Source organism: Actinoplanes sp. NPDC048791, from assembly GCF_040650095.1.
GTDB lineage: Bacteria > Actinomycetota > Actinomycetes > Mycobacteriales > Micromonosporaceae > Actinoplanes.
This window is the reverse complement of sequence record NZ_JBEZGQ010000001.1, coordinates 57,307-74,513: the sequence shown is the minus strand read 5'-3', so window position 1 is coordinate 74,513 and position 17,207 is coordinate 57,307. Positions and strand designations below refer to the sequence as shown.

Here is a 17,207-nt window from a genome sequence, read left to right as displayed (position 1 = left end):
AGCTCAAGACCGTCTGCAGCGTTTCGGCTAACCAGGGCAAAGCCTGGCGAGTTCGGTCACGGCTGCGCCGGCCATCGAACCGTCACGACGGCCATGCAACGATGAGGCCATGGGCGTACAGCAGGGCGACCGTGACTTTGACAACGTTTTGAGTGTCTGTACGGCCATACGGCAAGCCGAGAAGCTCCTGTTCCTCGACGATAAGTACGCCACCGAGTTGGGGCAGCACCTGACCACCATTGACGATCTCATAGCCGAAGGCTGCCTTGATAGAGCGCGAGCAATTACCACACTGAAGGCGATCCGATATCTTTTGATCGAATCTTCCAGCGGGCCGGTCGCCCCCTTCCTTATTGATTCGTTAGCCACGGTCATCGGCGATGGTCATGGGAAGATCTTTTTCAAGCCGTCTCAATGAGCATCGGCGACACCCACAGTCAGCCGACTCATCCTGCAGGCCCAGATCCGCCGTCACGCGACGGGCTCCGGTTGCCACGGCGCCGTGCGCAGCCGAATGCGCCGAACCGGCCAGATGCTCAGCCTCCTGATTGCAGCTCTGTGCGGCTGCCATGATGGCCAGACGCCGCCGTAAAAGATGACCACCGATGCCCTGGACCCAGGAGCTCGACCGGCACGTGGCCCTAGCCCGACCACGGACTTCAGCTACGACCCCGCGGACCCAGCCGGGCTTGAGCCGCACGACGGCACCGAAGGCCGGTGCCCCCCATCGCGCCCGTCTGCCGGCACCCAACCCCGGAGCATTCAAGCGCAGCATCGCTTAAGCTACATAGGCCGCAAGCACGACGAGGTCGGACACGAGGCACACCTCGGATCATCCCGATATCTGCAGCCGTCACTGCGCGGCGTGGCCAGAATGTCGTACCGGGGTCCTACCGTACTCGTGCGCCAGAGGGGGGCCGACTGTGGTGAAGGCCGGGAACGACGTTCAGACGTACTGGGACTGGCAGCGCAAGCTTGCTGAGACCCTGGTTACGAAACGCTCAGGCGACGAACCGTTCGTCTTTTTTGTTGACGACGAGGAAATTGCCCGGTTGTGGCCGGACCTGGCAGAGCCGGTAGACTCACTGAGATCTGCTGTCTGCCGTCAGCTGCACTGGCAGAGCGGCGAAAGCCTCTTCCGCCCGCTGGAGAAAATCAACCGTGACCGTCCAGCGGAAACTATCCCCCTGACTTTGCCCGTACTCGCGGTATCCGTGCTAGCCGCGAGCCGCATGAGACGCGATGCGGCGTTTCATGGCAGCGCCTATTTCATCAGACTAGCCCAGGCACTGCGCCCGGAACTTACCGGTGCGCATCTAGAGGAAGTCAGACAGCGCCTGTCGGGCGGCTTCGGGGTAGTTGCTAGTTTTTGGCAAGAGTTTGACCGGTGGATCCGGCACTCTGGGGAGTACGGATCTAGCACAATCCAGGAACATGCACACCTCAAGCGCATCGGCTTTCCGCTCTCGCAAGCACTACTGCGGGAATCGGACCGGATGCTCCTTACCGGATTCTTTGATGCGCTTGACTTGTCAGAACAAGGGGTTCCTTCCGCAGCAGCGCTTACGTCCGCGTTACGCATCTGGACTAGCCGCTCCCGCGGGCTCTCCGAGACCTTCCTCTTTGCGCTCAGCGATCCCACTCTCTGCCCTGTCGTCACGGACGAGGTAGCACGCCTGGCCCGCAACTGGGACCGGGTAGTGAGAAGTCCAGGCGGCAAGCGGCGCCTAGACATGCGCGTCGTCATCGACCTCGACGACCTTACTGCTCGCTGGACCGCGGCCTGCCTGCCTGAGGTCGCCAGCGACAGGCTCAAAATGATGGACGGCCGCTCCTTCACCGTGACAACTCCGGAGTGGGGCAGCCAGTACATGATTTCCGGGGCGCCCCCACCAGCAGATCTGACAGGCAGGAGGGTCCACGCTCAGGGAGACCTCTGCTCCGCCGTCGTGCAGGTACCTGAAGTCTTCGCCGCCCGTGAGAACGCTGATGCTGGCGGCTGGGTCGCTGCCGACGGCATCGAGCCACGTGAAGAGCATCTCCTGATCGTCGCCGCCGAGTTCGACGCGGCGGTAACGGGATTGCTCGAGGAAGCTGCTGAGGACGGCTGGAAGCAGCTTCCGCAGCGAACGGCCCGCGCGCTTCTGCCGGGGCACAGTTTCTACCGCCGGGTGCGCCTGTCTAGCCCGGCCGCGTTTGAACGCGGTATCAGCGGGCTATCGCCGAAGCTTATGCGGGCATTGCGGCCCGAGACGCCCCCGCGCCCGAGGCTGGTCAACGGACTGAAGGTCGCATCTAATCTGGGCAGCCGTCACTACCTGCGCGGCGGGGAACCAGACCTGCTGCTCCCCGCAAGTCCCGAAACGCGCGCGGTCGCTGTCTCCCTGGACGGCGCCGAACAACATCCGCCGTTTCGGGCCACTGGCTTTGCCATACCGCTCAGAAGTGTCGCCGGTCCCCTGGCAGCCGGCCAGCATGAAGTGATCGCCGACGGGGACAGACTCGTCTTCCATATTCATGACACCACCGATTGCGCCGACAGTCCGTCCACGATTGCCACCTTGGGGTGGCACCTGACCTCCGAGTCTGCCCAGCTGACGTCGTTGGGCCCCTTCGATGTAGCAGGCGCGGACACCTCGGGTTCGTGCCGTGAACCGCAGCTACTGCGCAGAATCAGCGACTGGCACGTCGTCGACAGGCATGGGCGCAGCCGGAAGCTGAGCGTCCCCGCACCGGCCGCCTGGACCGCGGCACTCGGCCTGCCGTCGTCGCAGTTTTACGAGTTCACAGCATCACCCGACGACGTTTGGCTCATCGAATTCCGGCACGGGAGCGCCCGCAAGCCCGAACTCTTGCGCTGGCAGGACCCGATCGCTAAGCCGGTCGATGCTGCCGACCGGGCGATCTGGAATGCCATCAGCGACTTCGCCGCCAGTGACCGGCTACTCAGCCATTTCCTGAAGGTGCTGCAGCCATGAATCCTGGTGATCTCTTTGCCCGCTGGATGGCTGAGGTGGGGCGGAGCAGCACCGACCTGCTCAAGACACGACTCCAATGGCTGGCCAGCACCCTGAACCTGGGGATCAGCAGCACGGAGCCTGGGCGCTGGCTGCGCGACACTGCGGCCCTGGGCCATGTCGAGGTCGACTGGGCTACTGGTCAATGGCGTGCAGCGCCGCTGGTCATCACACGGGTCCCCGCTGGTGACGGCTTGGCACTGATATGCGGGCTGCGAACGGCAGTAACCGACGAGCTGGTGCAGCAGTCCGACGTGGAACTCCATCGCACCGAAAACCCCGGGGGTGCCAGGGAGCTACCGCGGCCGTCGACGCTCTTCGTTCAGTTCGACCCCGGTGTAGCCCTCGGCACTGTTGCTCACGACATCCGGGCCACCTACGTGCCGTGCTCGGCTGAACTGCTGGCTAACAAACTCCCGGTTATCTCTGCATCTGTGGAAGCTGCACCGCCGGCTCGCGACAATCCAACCCTTGAAAGCTTTGATCCTCATCAGCTCCGGTGGAATGCGGCCACGGGCCAGAAGGGCCGAGCAGGGGCGTACAAGTACAGCTTGCATGGCCATATGGAGTTTCGCTGGCATGACGGTGACACGTGGTGGCGCACAGACTTGTCTGGCTGTGTGTACCTGGCGTTGCGCACAGCCGGTATTTCCGCCATGAGGTGGCGCCCTGAGGGCCCTGGCGCCCGCACTGGGCGGCTCTTCGTCGACTGGGGCGCTCCCTTGCCGCCGCTGCAGCAGCGAGCGGCAGTTCTGTGCAGTGGCCTTATGCCGCGCTTCGCGGCGTCCGCGCGGAGCGCGGCGTACGAGAACGTACCGCGGGTGATCGCCCAGCGGATCGCCTTTTCGCTGCAGCAGCGGCTCGAGGAAACGTAAGGGACGATGGCATGACACTGAATCAGTCCGGCCTGTCAGTTACCGGGACGTTCGACCGGCTGAAGGATGCGTTCTTCCGCTACTACGACACGCCTTTCGGGCTGAGTGACAGAAGACTGCAGGACGAACGGCGTGAGCTCTTCGATCGCGATGGCGGCATCTACCGCAGGCCCATGGTGGAACTCCGTCCTGAATATGTGTCTGCAGGGCGGACTCTGGCCGAGTCCGTGCGGCTTGCCGGGGCACCGTCAGCCCTTGCCGACTTCGCATCGGCCGGCCTGATTCCACCGGATCGCCCCCTGTATGAGCATCAGGAACGCGCCCTCACCCTCGGCATGGAGCAGGGACGCAATGTCGTCCTCACGGCCGGAACTGGTTCCGGTAAGACAGAGAGCTTCCTGCTTCCCATCCTGGCAAGCCTCATCGACGAATCAGCGGCATGGCAGGGTGGACCCGCCCCCTACCGCCCATGGTGGAACAGCACCGCAGGCTTCGCTCCCCAGCGCCAGGGCGAGTCTGGACGGGCCCAGGCCGTCCGGGCGATTGTCTTGTACCCGATGAATGCACTGGTCGATGATCAGCTCATCCGGCTCCGCCGCGCCCTTGACAGCGATCAGGTCCGCTCGTGGCTCGATGAGCATCGCAGAGGACACCGCTTTTACTTCGGCCGGTTCACTGGATCCACTCCGGTCACCGGCTCTAGCCGCAACGAACGCGCTGTTGAGGAGTTGCGCCGCTATCTGAAAGAGATCACGAAGCGATCGGAGCGCGCCCAGGCCATCGGCGGCAACGATGTGCCCTACTTCGTGCCTCGGCTCGACGGCGCTGAGATGCGCAGCCGCTGGGACATGCTCGACGCGCCGCCTGATGTCCTCATCACGAACTACAGCATGCTGAACGTCATGCTCCTGCGTGAGCGCGACGGCCGTTTCTTCGACAGCACCGCCCAATGGCTTAAAGCCGACAAGAGCCACCGCTTCACCTTGGCTGTTGACGAATTGCACACCTACCGCGGGACAGCCGGTACGGAAATCGCCTTGCTGTTGCGTAACTTGATGAACCGGCTGGGCATCCGGGAAGGATCTCCCCAGCTTCGCATCCTGGCGGCCTCTGCTTCTCTGGACCCAGTTCGCGACCGCGGGTACCTTCAGGAGTTTTTCGGGATCGATCAGGAGACGTTCGAGTTCCTTCCGGGCCGTACCGTTCGCCCCGAACCGCTGATGGCGGATATCAGCAGTAGTGCACAAGCCCTGGTTAGCACAACCGATACGGCACAAGCCGTCGAAGTGGCCGAGAAGCACAACGCCCATCAGGCACTTTTTAGCGCCTTCTACTTCGATGCAGAAGGCCAGCAACGCCCCCACCCTGAGGCCAAGTCGGAACAGGATCTCCAGAAGATCCTGTTCCCCGGGGCTGGCGCTGGTGACGCTGAGGGCGCGCTAGAACGCCTGTTGACCGCGGCTGGGCACGCGGAGAACCGCGGGGGCTGGCCGAAGCTGCGCTCACACCTGTTCTTTCGTAACGTGCCCGGAGTCTGGGCGTGCACCGACCCGTCCTGCCCCGAGGTTTCCCCGCCCCAACAGGACCGCACCGTCGGGAAACTGTACGGCGAGCCCGCTACTCGCTGTGGCTGCGGCTCTCGGGTGCTGGAGCTGCTTTACTGCCAGAACTGCGGCGACGTGATGCTCGGAGGATTCGTTGCCGAGGGAGTCACCGCGAAGGACAAGTTTGAAGCGCTGCTGCTGGCTGACATCCCCGAACTGAGCCGGCTTCCCGACCAGGTGCGTGTCGACAGGACAGCCGGCAACTACCTGGTCTACTGGCCCCGGGAGCAGGCACCCGAAGCCGACCCGTCGCAGTGGACAGCTGATAGCGGCAAGGTTCAGTACGCGTTCAAGCCAGCCATCCTCAGCCCCGCCTCCGGAGGGCTGAAGACGGCAAGGCAAGGGCAGCACCGCACCGGCTGGCTCTTTCACGTCCGCACCCCCAGCAAACAGGGCGCGGCATCACGGGACATCTTCTCCCTGCAGCCCTACCCCACCAAATGCCCCAACTGCGGCGACGACTGGGAGATTAGGTACGGCCGGGACGGCAAGATGCTGCCCCATACCGATCCCGCGCGCCAGCGGTCCCCCATCCGGGGCATGCGAACCGGTTTCGAGAAGATTAATCAAGTGCTCGTCACGGAGCTGGCGTCCCAGCTGCCGGAAGCGCAGCGCAAGCTCATCGTCTTCACCGACAGCCGACAAGACGCCGCAAAGCTGTCCGCCGGCCTTGACCTCCGGCACTACCAGGACCTGTTGCGGATCCTGCTGTACGAGCACATCGCGGAAGGAACCGGCGACGATGTAGCCGATGCTCGGAGCTGGGTTACCGGGCAGGACAAGAGCCCGGAGAAATTCGCGGCGGTCAAGCGGCTCCGGCTCAAAGACGACGCCGGGTACACGCGGCTGAGCGACATCTGGCAGGGCGCACCTGAAGAAGTCGACGGGGAGCAAGCGTCCCTGGAGGCATCGCTCGCCGGCCGGCCCTCTCTCAAAGCCGCCGCCGCGAAACTCGCCGGCCAGCTCCTGGCTATGGGAATCAACCCGGGCGGCCCGGCACCGTCGGTAGCCGAGGTCGTCTCGAAGACCGGAATCGTGACGCGCTGGTCAGAAGCGTACGACTGGTCATCCCCCACACCGCGGCTGCGGCCCGGCCTGAGCCAGCAGCAGCAAGAGCTCAAAGAGGAGGCGTCCTTCCGGCTTGAAAGCGAAGTTGTCCAGGGACTCTTCTCAGGAGCGGGCCGGGACTTCGAATCACTTGGGCTCGGCTGGCTGACCCTCAGCGGAGATGTACAGCCGGCCGAGATGGACCCGGCAAGCCCCGCCGCTATCGGCAGGGCAAGCCTTCGTGTCCTGGCCGACCTGCGCCGGTTCCAAGACTTGCGAGAGGGCCAGCTCAAGCCCCATAAGAAGCTGCGAACCTACTGGGAAGCAGTCGCTGAGCAGCTGTCTCGTGACCCCGCAGAGGTAGCCGCCATAGCGGAAGCCTTCTGGGGTGATGCCGTCAAGGACTACATCATCAACCCCGCAAAGGTCGTCCTGCGCCCCGCCGAAGACAAGGCCTGGGTGTGCCAAGTTTGCCGGCGCCAGCACCTGCACCGCGGCGCCGGGCGCTGCACCCGGTGCCGGCGCGAGCTGCCTGCCAGCCCCGTCACGGTCGAACGCTCCACTGACTACTACTCATGGAAAGCAGTCAACGGCCTCGGGCGGTTCCGGCTGCACTGCGCAGAACTCACCGGGCAGACTGACCGTGCCGACGCCCAGTCACGGCAATCCCGCTTCCAGGACGTCTTCCTCAGCACCAGCAACGAGGAAGACCCGCGCCCTGACGGCGTTGACCTGCTCTCGGTCACCACGACCATGGAAGCGGGCGTCGACATCGGCGCGCTCGAAGCGGTCGTACTCGGCAACATGCCGCCTACCCGGTTCAACTACCAGCAACGGGTAGGCCGGGCAGGCCGCCGGTCCTCACCAGTTGCTGTCGCGCTGACAGTCTGCCGGGGGCGCAGCCATGACGAGTACTACTTCGAACGGCCCCACCTGATCACCAACGAGCCAACCCCCAAGCCCTACCTTGCGCTGGAGCGAGAAGAGATCTTCATCCGTGCCCTGCACAGCGAAGTTCTCCGGATGGCATTCCTCGACCTCGGCCCCCAGCTTGCGGCGCGCGGTCTGGACCTAACCCACAACGTGCACGGCCAGTTCGGCCTGGCTAATGACTGGCCCGCGATCAGGCCGCTGGTCGAATCATGGATCGGCGGGCACCACGCTGACATCGCACAGGCTGCTGCTGCGCTTACCCGGAAAGCTCCGCCGGAGCTGCGCAGCACAGACTGGGCTAACCACGTTCAGCAAACACTCGCCCAGCAGGTGACGCGCGTTGCTGACAAGGCAGTCGGACACGCGGAACTCAGCCAGCGACTCGCCGAGGCAGGCGCACTGCCCATGTTCGGCTTCCCTACCCGGGTCCGCTACCTGCACCTGCGGCGCCCCACGCGCACGTATCCCTGGCCTCCGCCCGGCACAGTGGACCGCGACCTCGCCATGGCCGTCTCGCAATTCGCCCCCCTAAGCGAAGTCGTCCGCGACGGCAGGGTCTACCCCGTCGTCGGCGTGGCCGCGTTCAAGCCCCTCGGGACCAAACCACAGCCCGAACCCGACGCGCTTGGCCTCGAGCGGATGGTCGCGGTGTGCCGCGCATGTTCACATGTTGCCGAGCTGGAACCAGACGACCTGCCCGAGCAGCCTGGTCCATGCCCGCGGTGCTCAGCACCGCCCGGCGTATACGCCGTGGTGCCATTACGAGAACCGCTGGGATTCCGGGCCGGCCGCTCGGAGGACTTCGATGGCAACTTCTCATGGTCAGCCCGGGCGATGTCCGCCAAAGCCAGAACAGACCTCGACCGGCTCACGCAAGCGCCTCAGCCGGGCATCCGTGCCTACAGCGGACCGGGCACACGGTACGTGGTCAACGATAACGGCGGAAACCTGTACCGCTTCCTGCCTGCCGCACCCGGCCTAGCCGATTGGGGAGGATGGGTGTCAGTTGATGCCATCGAGCGCGGCAAGGTCTCACGCAGCTCCGCGGTGGCGCCCGACGAGCAGGTCAGCGTTGCACTCGGCGCTGTACAGCCCACGGACTTCCTGTTCATCGGGCCCGACAAGCCCGTTATCTCCGAGGAAGGGCTTCGCCTCAACCTAGTCACCGGCGCACGTCAGCCGGGTGGCGCGGCCGACGTCGCCGACGGGCGCCGTGCAGCATGGTACTCGCTGGCATTCCTGTTCCGGACAGTCGCCGCGGCGGCACTGCTCGACGTTCAGCAGATGGAATTCGGCGCCGGAATCTATTCTGGCCTCGCGGACGGTGAACCATCCGCCATGGCGTTCCTGTCCGATACCCTCGAAAACGGCGCAGGCTTTTGCACCTACCTGGGTTCGCCTGATGTATTTCCAAAGCTTCTCGATGCCGCAGAGAACTATCTCGAAGAGCTGCGCGCACCGCACCACGCTTCCGAATGCACTGCATCGTGCTATCGATGCTTGCGCGACTACTCCAATATGGCCTATCACGCCCTGCTCGACTGGCGCCTAGCAGGCGATCTGCTCACCGTCATGCGGCAGGGCAAACTTGCACATGATCTCGGGCGAGAGCGCCTGCTCCTAGCCAAGTGGGCAGACGCATATGGCGCCGAGGTACAGACCGGCGAGGGCGCTCCGGTCGCCGTGCTGCGGGACCACCACCTCTACGGCACGAGCGCCATCATTGCCCGCCACCCCCTCGAAGCCGCCGAGCAGACACTGATCCCCGCCCGGCTCGCCATGACCCTGGCGACCATCGAGGCAACGGTGCCCGGGCTAGAACGAGTCATCTTCGCCGACTCGTTCGCCCTCGACCGCAATCCGGCACACGTCCTTGATCTGCTCGAGGAGGCAGACCCACGATGAACACCAGGCAGCATGAGGAGCCGGGATACTGGATTTCCCCCAGCTCAGCAGCCCGGCTCCTCATCTGCCCGGCATCCGTAACAACACTGCAATCACGGCCATCAGCACCTGCCGGCGCACAACCCTGGAATGCGGGCAGGCTGGCGCACGTAGCAGTCCAGTGCTGGATCGACGCGGCAGACTGGCAGGCCGGCGACAGCACCGCCCGCCTGATGAATCACCTAGCGAACGCCCTGTCGGCCCACGGCCTCAACATCGGCGCTATCCCTGGAGGGCGAATAGCAGCCGCCCGCCTCGAGCTGCGCGCCCCAGCACTCGCCGAAACTCTGCGCCGACTCGCTCAGCACGCACACGTACGCGCCGAAGTACCGCTCCATGACCCCCAGATCAAACTCTGGGGCATCATAGACATTCTGATCGAATCAAATTCACTGGCGATCATAGATCTCAAAACCGGAGATGCCACAGAAAAAGCCGGACCCGGGCCGCGCACCCGCCACCAGCTACTGGCGTATGCAGCACTAGCAAGGGCATCACAATCACGGTGGCCAGCAACGCTGGCAGTGTTCAATCTTCACCATGGCTACCAGGCCATCCACTACGACCCTCACGAAGCGGACGCGCTCGTCCGCCGAATCATCGCTGCCCGGGCGGCCTGGACCGACGGTGATCGTGCCGCCATCCCGCAGCAGGACAACTGCCGGTCGTGCCTCCGGCGGCTCAGTTGCAACCCATACTGGCGGGCCAGCGCGCGCTGGGCGGATGAGCCGTCCGTGGAAGGCACGGTGCGCCGGGCCATGACTGCTGACAACGGCAAGGTAGCCCTGGAACTGAACACCGCAGCCGGCGTGATGTGGCTAACCAACGTAACGATTAAATCTGGAACTGAACAGCTGGTTGGCTCGCGCGTACGGGCCGTCGCCGTGACGGTTAGCCAGCGCCGCGAAGACCGGTCACCCATCTCCTTGCGGGCAACAGAGAAAACAGCACTACGGATCGACTGAAATTCCTGTCGTGGCCTTCGCCGGGCTTTGGCAGGCGAGGTGCCTCACGATGCCGGGAAAGCAGATTCGAGCCAGGCCCGCACCGCTTCAACACTGGTGTAGCCATGGGAGCGCAGGACCTCAACGATGTCGCGGCCGCAGATGATCACGATGGGATGCTCATCCTCGCGAACCTCCTGATACGCCTGGTCATGGACGAAGGAGGTCGTCACGAGCACGCCGAACATACGATGCCGGATACGGGAGATCAGCCGTGAGGTTTCCTTGACGCCCACGGAATTGGACGGTGCGTTGCACTTCGCTTCCAGGACGAAGTCCAGCGAAATCTGGTCTGCTAGCGGGCCAAGCTGGTAGACGCCCACGGCGTCGCGGCCGTTGTCCCGGCTGGCCCGGGTAACGGCTGCCGCGCCCGTGGCAGGCGCCATCATCCGCCACAGTTGCAGGGCACACGCTTCGAAATCAGTCCACCTGCTGGCGAAGTGGTCTCTGATGGCGGCCAGGATGTACTGGCCTGCCAGGTCGGCTGGCAGCTGTTCCACACGGCTGCGGACCACCTGGGTCGCGGGCGCGATCAGTGCGCTGTAGGCACGGCCATGAACCCACTCGGCCCATTGCGGTGGACAGTGCTGGCCCAAGGACTGCTCGCCGAGAACCTCGTTCAGCCATGCGCGCGACACGACGGGAACGTCCAGCACAGTGAAGTGGGCGCGGTAGTTCTGGAACCGCTGCCCGCCTGAGCTGCGCCATATTGCCTGCAGGTCGTCGTCTGAGCTCATGGACGCCGCCCCTGGGGCGAGGAGCCCGCGGAATCGTACGCTGCGCCCCTTCGTGCCGGCCTTAGCGAAGAGCAGGAACGGGGGCACGCTCAGCCGGGCGCGGTCTTCGCCATGAGCTGCTTCAAACGCATCGCGCAGGATGATGTTTCCCCGGCGCGGCGTGTCATGGAGTGGGCTGCCCGGCGAGCGGTTGTCACCGAAGTAGGTGAAAACGCCTGTCTTGACGTCCAGAACGTCGGGCCAGTCCGGGTTGTCTCCGGACGTGTAGAGCACGGCCAGCCTGATGCCCCCGCGACTTGGTGAGCCCCGATAGCGGAAGCCTCCCTGGTTGCCGACTGGCAGAAGCCGCTGTAGCGGGTCGTCGGCAGCGGTGCCGGACACTCCGCCCTCGTAGACAGCATCAAGGAGCAGGTCGGCCGTCGCGAGCGCGCCGAACGGAACAGAATTGCGCGCAGACGTCACCTGCCCAGGATACGGATCCTCTTCGTGTGGCAGCCGCCGAGATCCTGGTGCTGGGGGGCCTGGCGCCCGAGGTGCCGGGTCTCCAGTACGCCGCGGTTCGTGTCTTGGCCGCCTGCAGAGTGCGTGCACCGGCACCGAAGGGCGGGTGGCACGCCGCGCTCAGCTCCGGAAGGATTGCGCCCTATGACTCTGCCGATGGCTCTGCCAGGTTTTGACGCCGCCTTAGACGAAGTCGTGGCGGCAGTCCTAGCGGCGGACCCCACAGGACGGCGCACCGGCACCGTCATGCGCCAGTCCTTCGACCAGCTTTACGACGGGGGACGCACCGGGGTCTACCACGTTGATCAGCTTTCCCCGACCCAGAAAACACACCTCGGGACCTTCGTCGAGGTCAACATGGCCAAGGAGTTCAACTTCGAGACAGTCGGCGTGAAGTTCGACTACCGCATCGCCGGCCATGACGTCGACGCTAAGTTCAGCCTTTCCGGCGGCTGGATGCTTCCACCCGAAGTCATTGGGCACCTTTGCCTGGTGATGCAGGCATCCGACGATGAAGCACGATTCGACATTGGCGTTGTCCGTGCATCAGCTGAGTGGCTGACAGCCGGCGGCAACCGCGACAAGAAGGTCGCCCTCCGGGCCGGGCACCGCGACAAGATTACCTGGATCCACCGCGGCGCCAGGATGCCGCCAAACGTGCTGGCCACCCTGGCCCGGGCCGACCTCGACATCATCCTGTCGAAGAAGTCCGGGCAGCAGAAGGTTAACGAGATCTTCCGCCGCGCCCCCGGCAGGCGCATCAGCCGTGCCGCCATCGAAACCCTCGCCATGCAGCGCGATCCGCTGAAGAGGGTTCGCCGCAACGGCGGAGCGCGGACTCCGCTCGCCGCCGAGGGCATGATCATTATGAACGGCGACTACACCTGGCAGCGCAACATCGTCACAGCACTTGGCGCGGAGCCCCCGCAAGAAGGCGAATTCGTCAGCCTCCACATCACCCCAGCCGAGACGTCGTGGACAGGGCCGCAGATCGTGATCGAGGGCCGGGCGTGGCGCCGTGGTACTCCCGCCGAGGCACTCGCTAATGCAAGCGAGCTGCCGGAAATCCTTCAGGAAGCCGGCAAGGCAGACGCCGGAACCTGAACCGGCGAGGTCGTACGACGTCGAAGCAAGCGAGCCACGCCGAGGTGCAGCCTCGCACCGTCACGGCGACTCATCTGGTACCAGGCGAAGATCGCCTTCAGCTACGGGTTGCCGCAGGTCCTAGCGTCCGGCGGCCACGCCTTGGTTGAGCAGGCCCCGCCCGCGCTCGCCCAGCAGTATCAACGCGGCACGTCCTCTTGGGCTTCGCGGCTACGCGACAATTCCGTGCTTAGCCGGCCGGCGGCCACCAAAATGGCTCTCACTGCACGTGTAGCACCCATCTACGGACAGCCAGCAGACGATGGTGTTTGCAAGCCATGCGGATGACGTGAGCCATTCTCGGCATAGCGCTCCACCGGCCCGCCCAGGAAAGGGACACGGCCCCGTGAAGACTTGACGGCCGCCCCGGTCTTCGCGGATCGTCCAGTAAGCAGAACCGACGGATCGGATTAGACATGACGCGGCGGATGCACCGACGGAATGCATGCCTCAGAGCGCGAGAGTCGAACGGCGCCAGGGATGGCAACCGCGCATCCCGGACGAACGGAGTGTTCGGCCGAAGGCGTGTCTCAGCCCGGGGCAACTCTCACTGAAAGCGATAAAGAAGTAACTTTACGTTAGCTGCGACACGGCTCATAACTAGCAGCCCTATCGCACGCACGTTCGGGTAAATGCTGCAAGATATACAAGAAGGCTTGCCGTAGGCGGAGCGCCGAGACCAACAGGGAGAGCAGTGACTGACCTGAGTGTCGTGGAAATTTGCGCTGGCGCGGGCGGTCAGTCGCTGGGCCTGCACCTGGCAGGCTTCCACCACAAGCTCGCCGTGGAGCTAGACCCGACCGCAGCTCAAACTCTGTCGGTCAACCTCCAGCGGCTCCAGCCCGAAGACGATGTCAGCGAGATCGTCAAGGTGGGCGACGTTGCCGATGAAGAGGTGTGGAAGCCAGAAAAATACGCAGGGAGGGCCACGCTGCTCGCCGGCGGCGTACCTTGCCCCCCGTTCTCGGTGGCCGGCAAACAACTAGGTTCCGCCGACGAGCGTGACCTGTTCGCCTGGGCAGTAGAGGCAGCCGGCCGGATGCAGCCCGAGGCAGTCCTGCTGGAAAACGTGCGCGGGCTCAATGACGCCCGCTTCGCCGGCTACCGCCAGGCTGTCGTCGACCGCTTCGCAGCCCTGGGCTACACCGCCTTCTGGGAACTCCTCGAGGCCAAGGACTTCGGTGTGCCCCAGCTGCGGCCACGCATGATCCTTGTTGCCCTGCGCCCGGAGTACGTCGACTACTTCGCGTGGCCAGAGAAGTCAGCCGTCACCCGCACCGTAAGCGGCGTTCTCGGCGACCTGATGGCAGCTAACGGCTGGCGAGAGGACTACCTCGCTAAGTGGATGGCCGCAGCCGACCGGATCGCCCCCACCATCGTCGGCGGCAGCAAGAAGCATGGCGGCGCTGACCTTGGCCCGACGCGCGCGAAACGAGCATGGGCCGAATTGTGGACCGATGGGCATGGCCTGGCTGACAGCGCACCGGGCGAGGACTGGCAGAGTGAAAACCATCCCCGCGGCCCGAAGCTGACCGTCGACATGGTTGCCCGTATCCAGGGCTGGCTCGGCGAGGAGTACCGGTGGGACTTCACCGGCAGGAAGACGAGCCGCTACCGCCAGGTCGGTAACGCGTTTCCCCCGCCTGTAGCGCGTGCGGTGGGCGTGTCTCTCGCCCAGGCGCTAACCCGGACGCAGAAATCGTCGGCAGTTCCCGCGCCGCGACGGGTACACGATGAGGTGTACCGGCTCCTGCGCGACCGCGACGAGCCCCTCACCGCCGAGCGCATCCAGCAGCTGCTCGGCAGCACGATGACTCTCGACAAGATCACTCAGCGCATCGAGTCTCTCGCCCGCGACTTCACCCTTGAGGTGCAATCCCGCGGTGGCCGCCGGACCTACCGGCTCGGCGAATGGAAGGCCTTCCGCGGGCAAGACGACCATGACCGTCACCTTGCCTTCGCCGAGGCGAAGACTAGAGCCAAGGTCAGCTAGTCAAAGCCGGACAGCGCTGCGGTCTCTGCATCTGACCGGTTCGCCCTAGCGTCGGCACGGGTCTACGATCCGGCCCGTGCCGACGGGGGTAGATTGCCGCACCCCGACGAGGGCACAGTAGGCGCATGTCTTCTGACACTCGCGAAGAGGCCTGGGCTGCGGGCCGCTATCCCGCACCCTTGAATGAGGGCCGGTCGCGGAACATGCAGGCAAACAAGCGCACCGGCACCAAACCTGAGATCCGCCTCAGGGCGGCACTTCATCAGCGCGGTTACCGGTTCCGCAAGGACCTGCGCATAGACCTGGGCAGCGCCCGGGTGCGGCCGGACGTCGTCTTCACGCGCAAAAAGGTAGCCGTCTTCGTCGATGGCTGCTTCTGGCATCTATGCCCTCTGCACGGGCGCAAACCCAAGGTAAACGACTGGTACTGGGGCCCAAAGCTACAGCGAACCGTCGAACGTGACCTCGCCGCCACCGCTGCCTTGGAAGCGGCCGGATATAGCGTCGTGCGGATCTGGGAACACGTACTGATCGACGACGCAGTGAAGGAAATCGAGCACGCCATGGCAAAGCGCCCGTGATGCCTTCACTCTCGACCTCCACGGCAAGGCACTAGCTAGATCCCTTGTGGCTACTGATCGCTACGCGCCGACGTGAGGACGTCTACCCGAGGAGTAAGGACGTTGGGTCCGGATCGGCAGCCCCAGCAGGCGGGCCGGTGAAGATCGATCGCTGACACACTGACCCCAGCCGCGACGCCGCAGGGGAGGACCACCCACGCCGGGAGATCCTCAGATGCACTCACGCGTCTCATTGACGAGCCCGGACGTGTCGTGTCATGCGTGCGCCGTGGAGAACGCGGCGCTGACTTCTGAGACAGCCAGCCGCAACGGTAAAGGCAAACCTGCAAGCCGAGACCCGGATCCCCATGATGACAACGTAAGCCAACGAATCGGCTTGTCGGCGATGAAGGACACTCACTGGCAATGAGGTCGGCATCGTCCATAACGTTCCCTCAATGACTGGGCCGAGGATGAGTGCACAATCGAAACGAAAAGCCTGACGCACAAACACAAGGGGCGCCCAAGGCGCCGCCGATCGGAAGGCCGAGGGACCTATTTAGAGCAACGTTCTTAAAGCGAAATGCGAGGGATACGTCAACTGCCACCCACCATAGGAAGCGCGCAAATTCAGCCACGAGCTGAGAAGAAATATTTACTGCAGCAACAATATCCACCTTGCTCGTAGTTTGAGACTTCTTCGGATGCAGCAGTAAGCGATGCGGACCCTGCTGACCCTCCTCGCTGAGCCTCCACATTGCTCCCTGTGCGCCTTGACTGGGATGCACGGCGTCGCACAGCCGAGCATAAGTCGCGCTCGTTTCTTGGGCCAGGAGACCACCACCCTTCTTGATAGTCCTGAGGGCGTCGTTTACGTGCACTGGCCGCGGCCACTCTTCGGGGACCCCGCTATCGATAATGTCTGATCCGACTCGCACCCTGGTCAAGGTCTTCCATAGGTTCATGTCAGCACCAAGCACCTCCTGACGAATCTGCTCGCCGTCTCCATGCACCCGGCCCCAAACTCCCGAGAGCTTTCGCTGCAGATAATGGCACATAGCCGAGAGTTCGAGAGCGCTGCGAGCAGATGCCGCCGCCGGCAGAACGGCCCCGGCTTCCAAGCAGATGAGAGCATTCGCCGCCAGATCGCCTATTTGCATCAACCGCTCCGCCCTATGGCCAACCAGACAGGAGGCGAATGCAACTGCATTTCGTTGATGAACTGACCAGTGCCCCATGCTGATCACCTCCACCGGTAGCCGGTGGCGGCGATACTCGGTCACCATGTCCTGGATGGAAAGATCAAGTTGATGAATATTTTCGTTCGTCTTAGCTGGCGCCTGCACGGTATCCAGAATTGTCGGCCTGAGTACCTCATGCCAAACTTTGCCATCAGCCCGAGCCAGTTGCTCAATCCCCCAAGAGATATGAGTCGAGTCCTGCCGCGAAGGTTTCGCTGGGCGTTTCCGAGACATGGGAGAAGTTTAGAATGTTCGGCCGCTGCATTCTGCGATACCAGCAAGGCCGACTCAGGGCAGTGCCACCATCGGAAGGACGCGTCGCCCTTGGGGTCGTCCCCAATATTCGCACATGCCTCAAGCTGGACGCTCCGGACACTCTAGGTGTCACGGAACGTAGTAACCGCAGGTCACAGTGGGCCGCCCGGGACTCGAACCCGGAACCTATGGATTAAAAGTCCACAGCTCTGCCATTGAGCTAGCAGCCCGCGTCGATCAGGGTACCTGCCCTGGGTTGATGACAGGAGCCCTGTCCCTGGCGCGTCGGTGTTTGCGCTGCTCATGGGCTGCGGCCGTAGCAATAGCGCTGCTGGCGGGGATGGCGTTGGCTG

The 17,207-nt window shown here is 64.0% G+C and carries 10 protein-coding genes and 1 tRNA gene; 8 read left to right on the top strand and 3 right to left on the bottom strand.

Features of this window, described 5'->3' with window-relative positions:
- The first annotated feature begins 109 nt into the window (after positions 1 to 109).
- The 5 genes from AB0C29_RS00330 (at position 110) to AB0C29_RS00310 (ending at position 10,385) form a co-directional block, all read left to right on the top strand.
- Positions 110 to 418, top strand: coding sequence for a hypothetical protein (locus AB0C29_RS00330; RefSeq protein ID WP_360813499.1), 309 nt, complete (start codon positions 110 to 112; stop codon positions 416 to 418).
- Between the two features lie 505 nt (positions 419 to 923).
- Positions 924 to 2,978: a hypothetical protein gene (locus AB0C29_RS00325; RefSeq protein WP_360813497.1), complete on the top strand. Its 2,055-nt coding sequence runs from the start codon at positions 924 to 926 to the stop codon at positions 2,976 to 2,978.
- Positions 2,975 to 3,892 (top strand): hypothetical protein, encoded by a 918-nt coding sequence (locus tag AB0C29_RS00320; protein ID WP_360813495.1) that lies wholly within the window; start codon positions 2,975 to 2,977, stop codon positions 3,890 to 3,892. The genes AB0C29_RS00325 and AB0C29_RS00320 overlap by 4 nt, the downstream gene beginning before the upstream one ends.
- An 11-nt stretch (positions 3,893 to 3,903) precedes the next feature.
- The gene (locus tag AB0C29_RS00315; protein WP_360813493.1) at positions 3,904 to 9,381 is read left to right on the top strand and encodes a DEAD/DEAH box helicase; all 5,478 of its coding nucleotides are present in this window, start codon (positions 3,904 to 3,906) and stop codon (positions 9,379 to 9,381) included.
- Positions 9,378 to 10,385, top strand: a complete 1,008-nt coding sequence (locus AB0C29_RS00310; RefSeq protein WP_360813491.1) for a PD-(D/E)XK nuclease family protein — start codon at positions 9,378 to 9,380, stop codon at positions 10,383 to 10,385. Before AB0C29_RS00315 ends, AB0C29_RS00310 begins: the two co-directional genes overlap by 4 nt.
- 44 nt (positions 10,386 to 10,429) lie before the next feature.
- Here AB0C29_RS00310 and AB0C29_RS00305 read toward each other — a convergent pair whose 3' ends face one another.
- Complete coding sequence (locus AB0C29_RS00305) at positions 10,430 to 11,623, bottom strand: restriction endonuclease (protein ID WP_360813489.1); 1,194 nt, start codon at positions 11,621 to 11,623, stop codon at positions 10,430 to 10,432.
- A 183-nt stretch (positions 11,624 to 11,806) separates the two neighbouring features.
- On the opposite strand from AB0C29_RS00305, the gene AB0C29_RS00300 reads away from it, so the two are divergent.
- The 3 genes from AB0C29_RS00300 (at position 11,807) to AB0C29_RS00290 (ending at position 15,379) form a co-directional block, all read left to right on the top strand.
- Complete coding sequence (locus AB0C29_RS00300; protein WP_360813487.1) at positions 11,807 to 12,766, top strand: NaeI family type II restriction endonuclease; 960 nt, start codon at positions 11,807 to 11,809, stop codon at positions 12,764 to 12,766.
- A 733-nt stretch (positions 12,767 to 13,499) separates the two neighbouring features.
- Entirely contained in the window at positions 13,500 to 14,798 is a 1,299-nt protein-coding gene (dcm, locus tag AB0C29_RS00295) for a DNA (cytosine-5-)-methyltransferase (RefSeq protein ID WP_360813485.1), read from the top strand.
- A gap of 125 nt (positions 14,799 to 14,923) precedes the next feature.
- Positions 14,924 to 15,379: a very short patch repair endonuclease gene (locus AB0C29_RS00290; RefSeq protein ID WP_360813483.1), complete on the top strand. Its 456-nt coding sequence runs from the start codon at positions 14,924 to 14,926 to the stop codon at positions 15,377 to 15,379.
- 434 nt (positions 15,380 to 15,813) lie between these two features.
- Here the strand turns inward: AB0C29_RS00290 and AB0C29_RS00285 are convergent, their stop codons facing one another.
- Together AB0C29_RS00285 and AB0C29_RS00280 are read right to left on the bottom strand one after the other, a co-directional pair.
- The gene (locus AB0C29_RS00285; protein ID WP_360813481.1) at positions 15,814 to 16,833 is read right to left on the bottom strand and encodes a hypothetical protein; all 1,020 of its coding nucleotides are present in this window, start codon (positions 16,831 to 16,833) and stop codon (positions 15,814 to 15,816) included.
- 179 nt (positions 16,834 to 17,012) lie between these two features.
- Positions 17,013 to 17,084 (bottom strand) — tRNA-Lys (locus AB0C29_RS00280).
- Positions 17,085 to 17,207 lie beyond the last annotated feature (123 nt).

Bases quoted from the DNA above. Each gene is read 5' to 3' on its own strand.
- AB0C29_RS00330 (WP_360813499.1), top strand. From the start codon at position 110: ATGGGCGTACAGCAGGGCGACCGTGACTTTGACAACGTTTTGAGTGTC.
- AB0C29_RS00320 (WP_360813495.1), top strand. From the start codon at position 2,975: ATGAATCCTGGTGATCTCTTTGCCCGCTGGATGGCTGAGGTGGGGCGG.
- AB0C29_RS00315 (WP_360813493.1), top strand. From the start codon at position 3,904: ATGACACTGAATCAGTCCGGCCTGTCAGTTACCGGGACGTTCGACCGG.
- AB0C29_RS00310 (WP_360813491.1), top strand. From the start codon at position 9,378: ATGAACACCAGGCAGCATGAGGAGCCGGGATACTGGATTTCCCCCAGC.
- AB0C29_RS00300 (WP_360813487.1), top strand. From the start codon at position 11,807: ATGACTCTGCCGATGGCTCTGCCAGGTTTTGACGCCGCCTTAGACGAA.
- AB0C29_RS00290 (WP_360813483.1), top strand. From the start codon at position 14,924: ATGTCTTCTGACACTCGCGAAGAGGCCTGGGCTGCGGGCCGCTATCCC.
- AB0C29_RS00285 (WP_360813481.1), bottom strand. From the start codon at position 16,833: ATGTCTCGGAAACGCCCAGCGAAACCTTCGCGGCAGGACTCGACTCAT.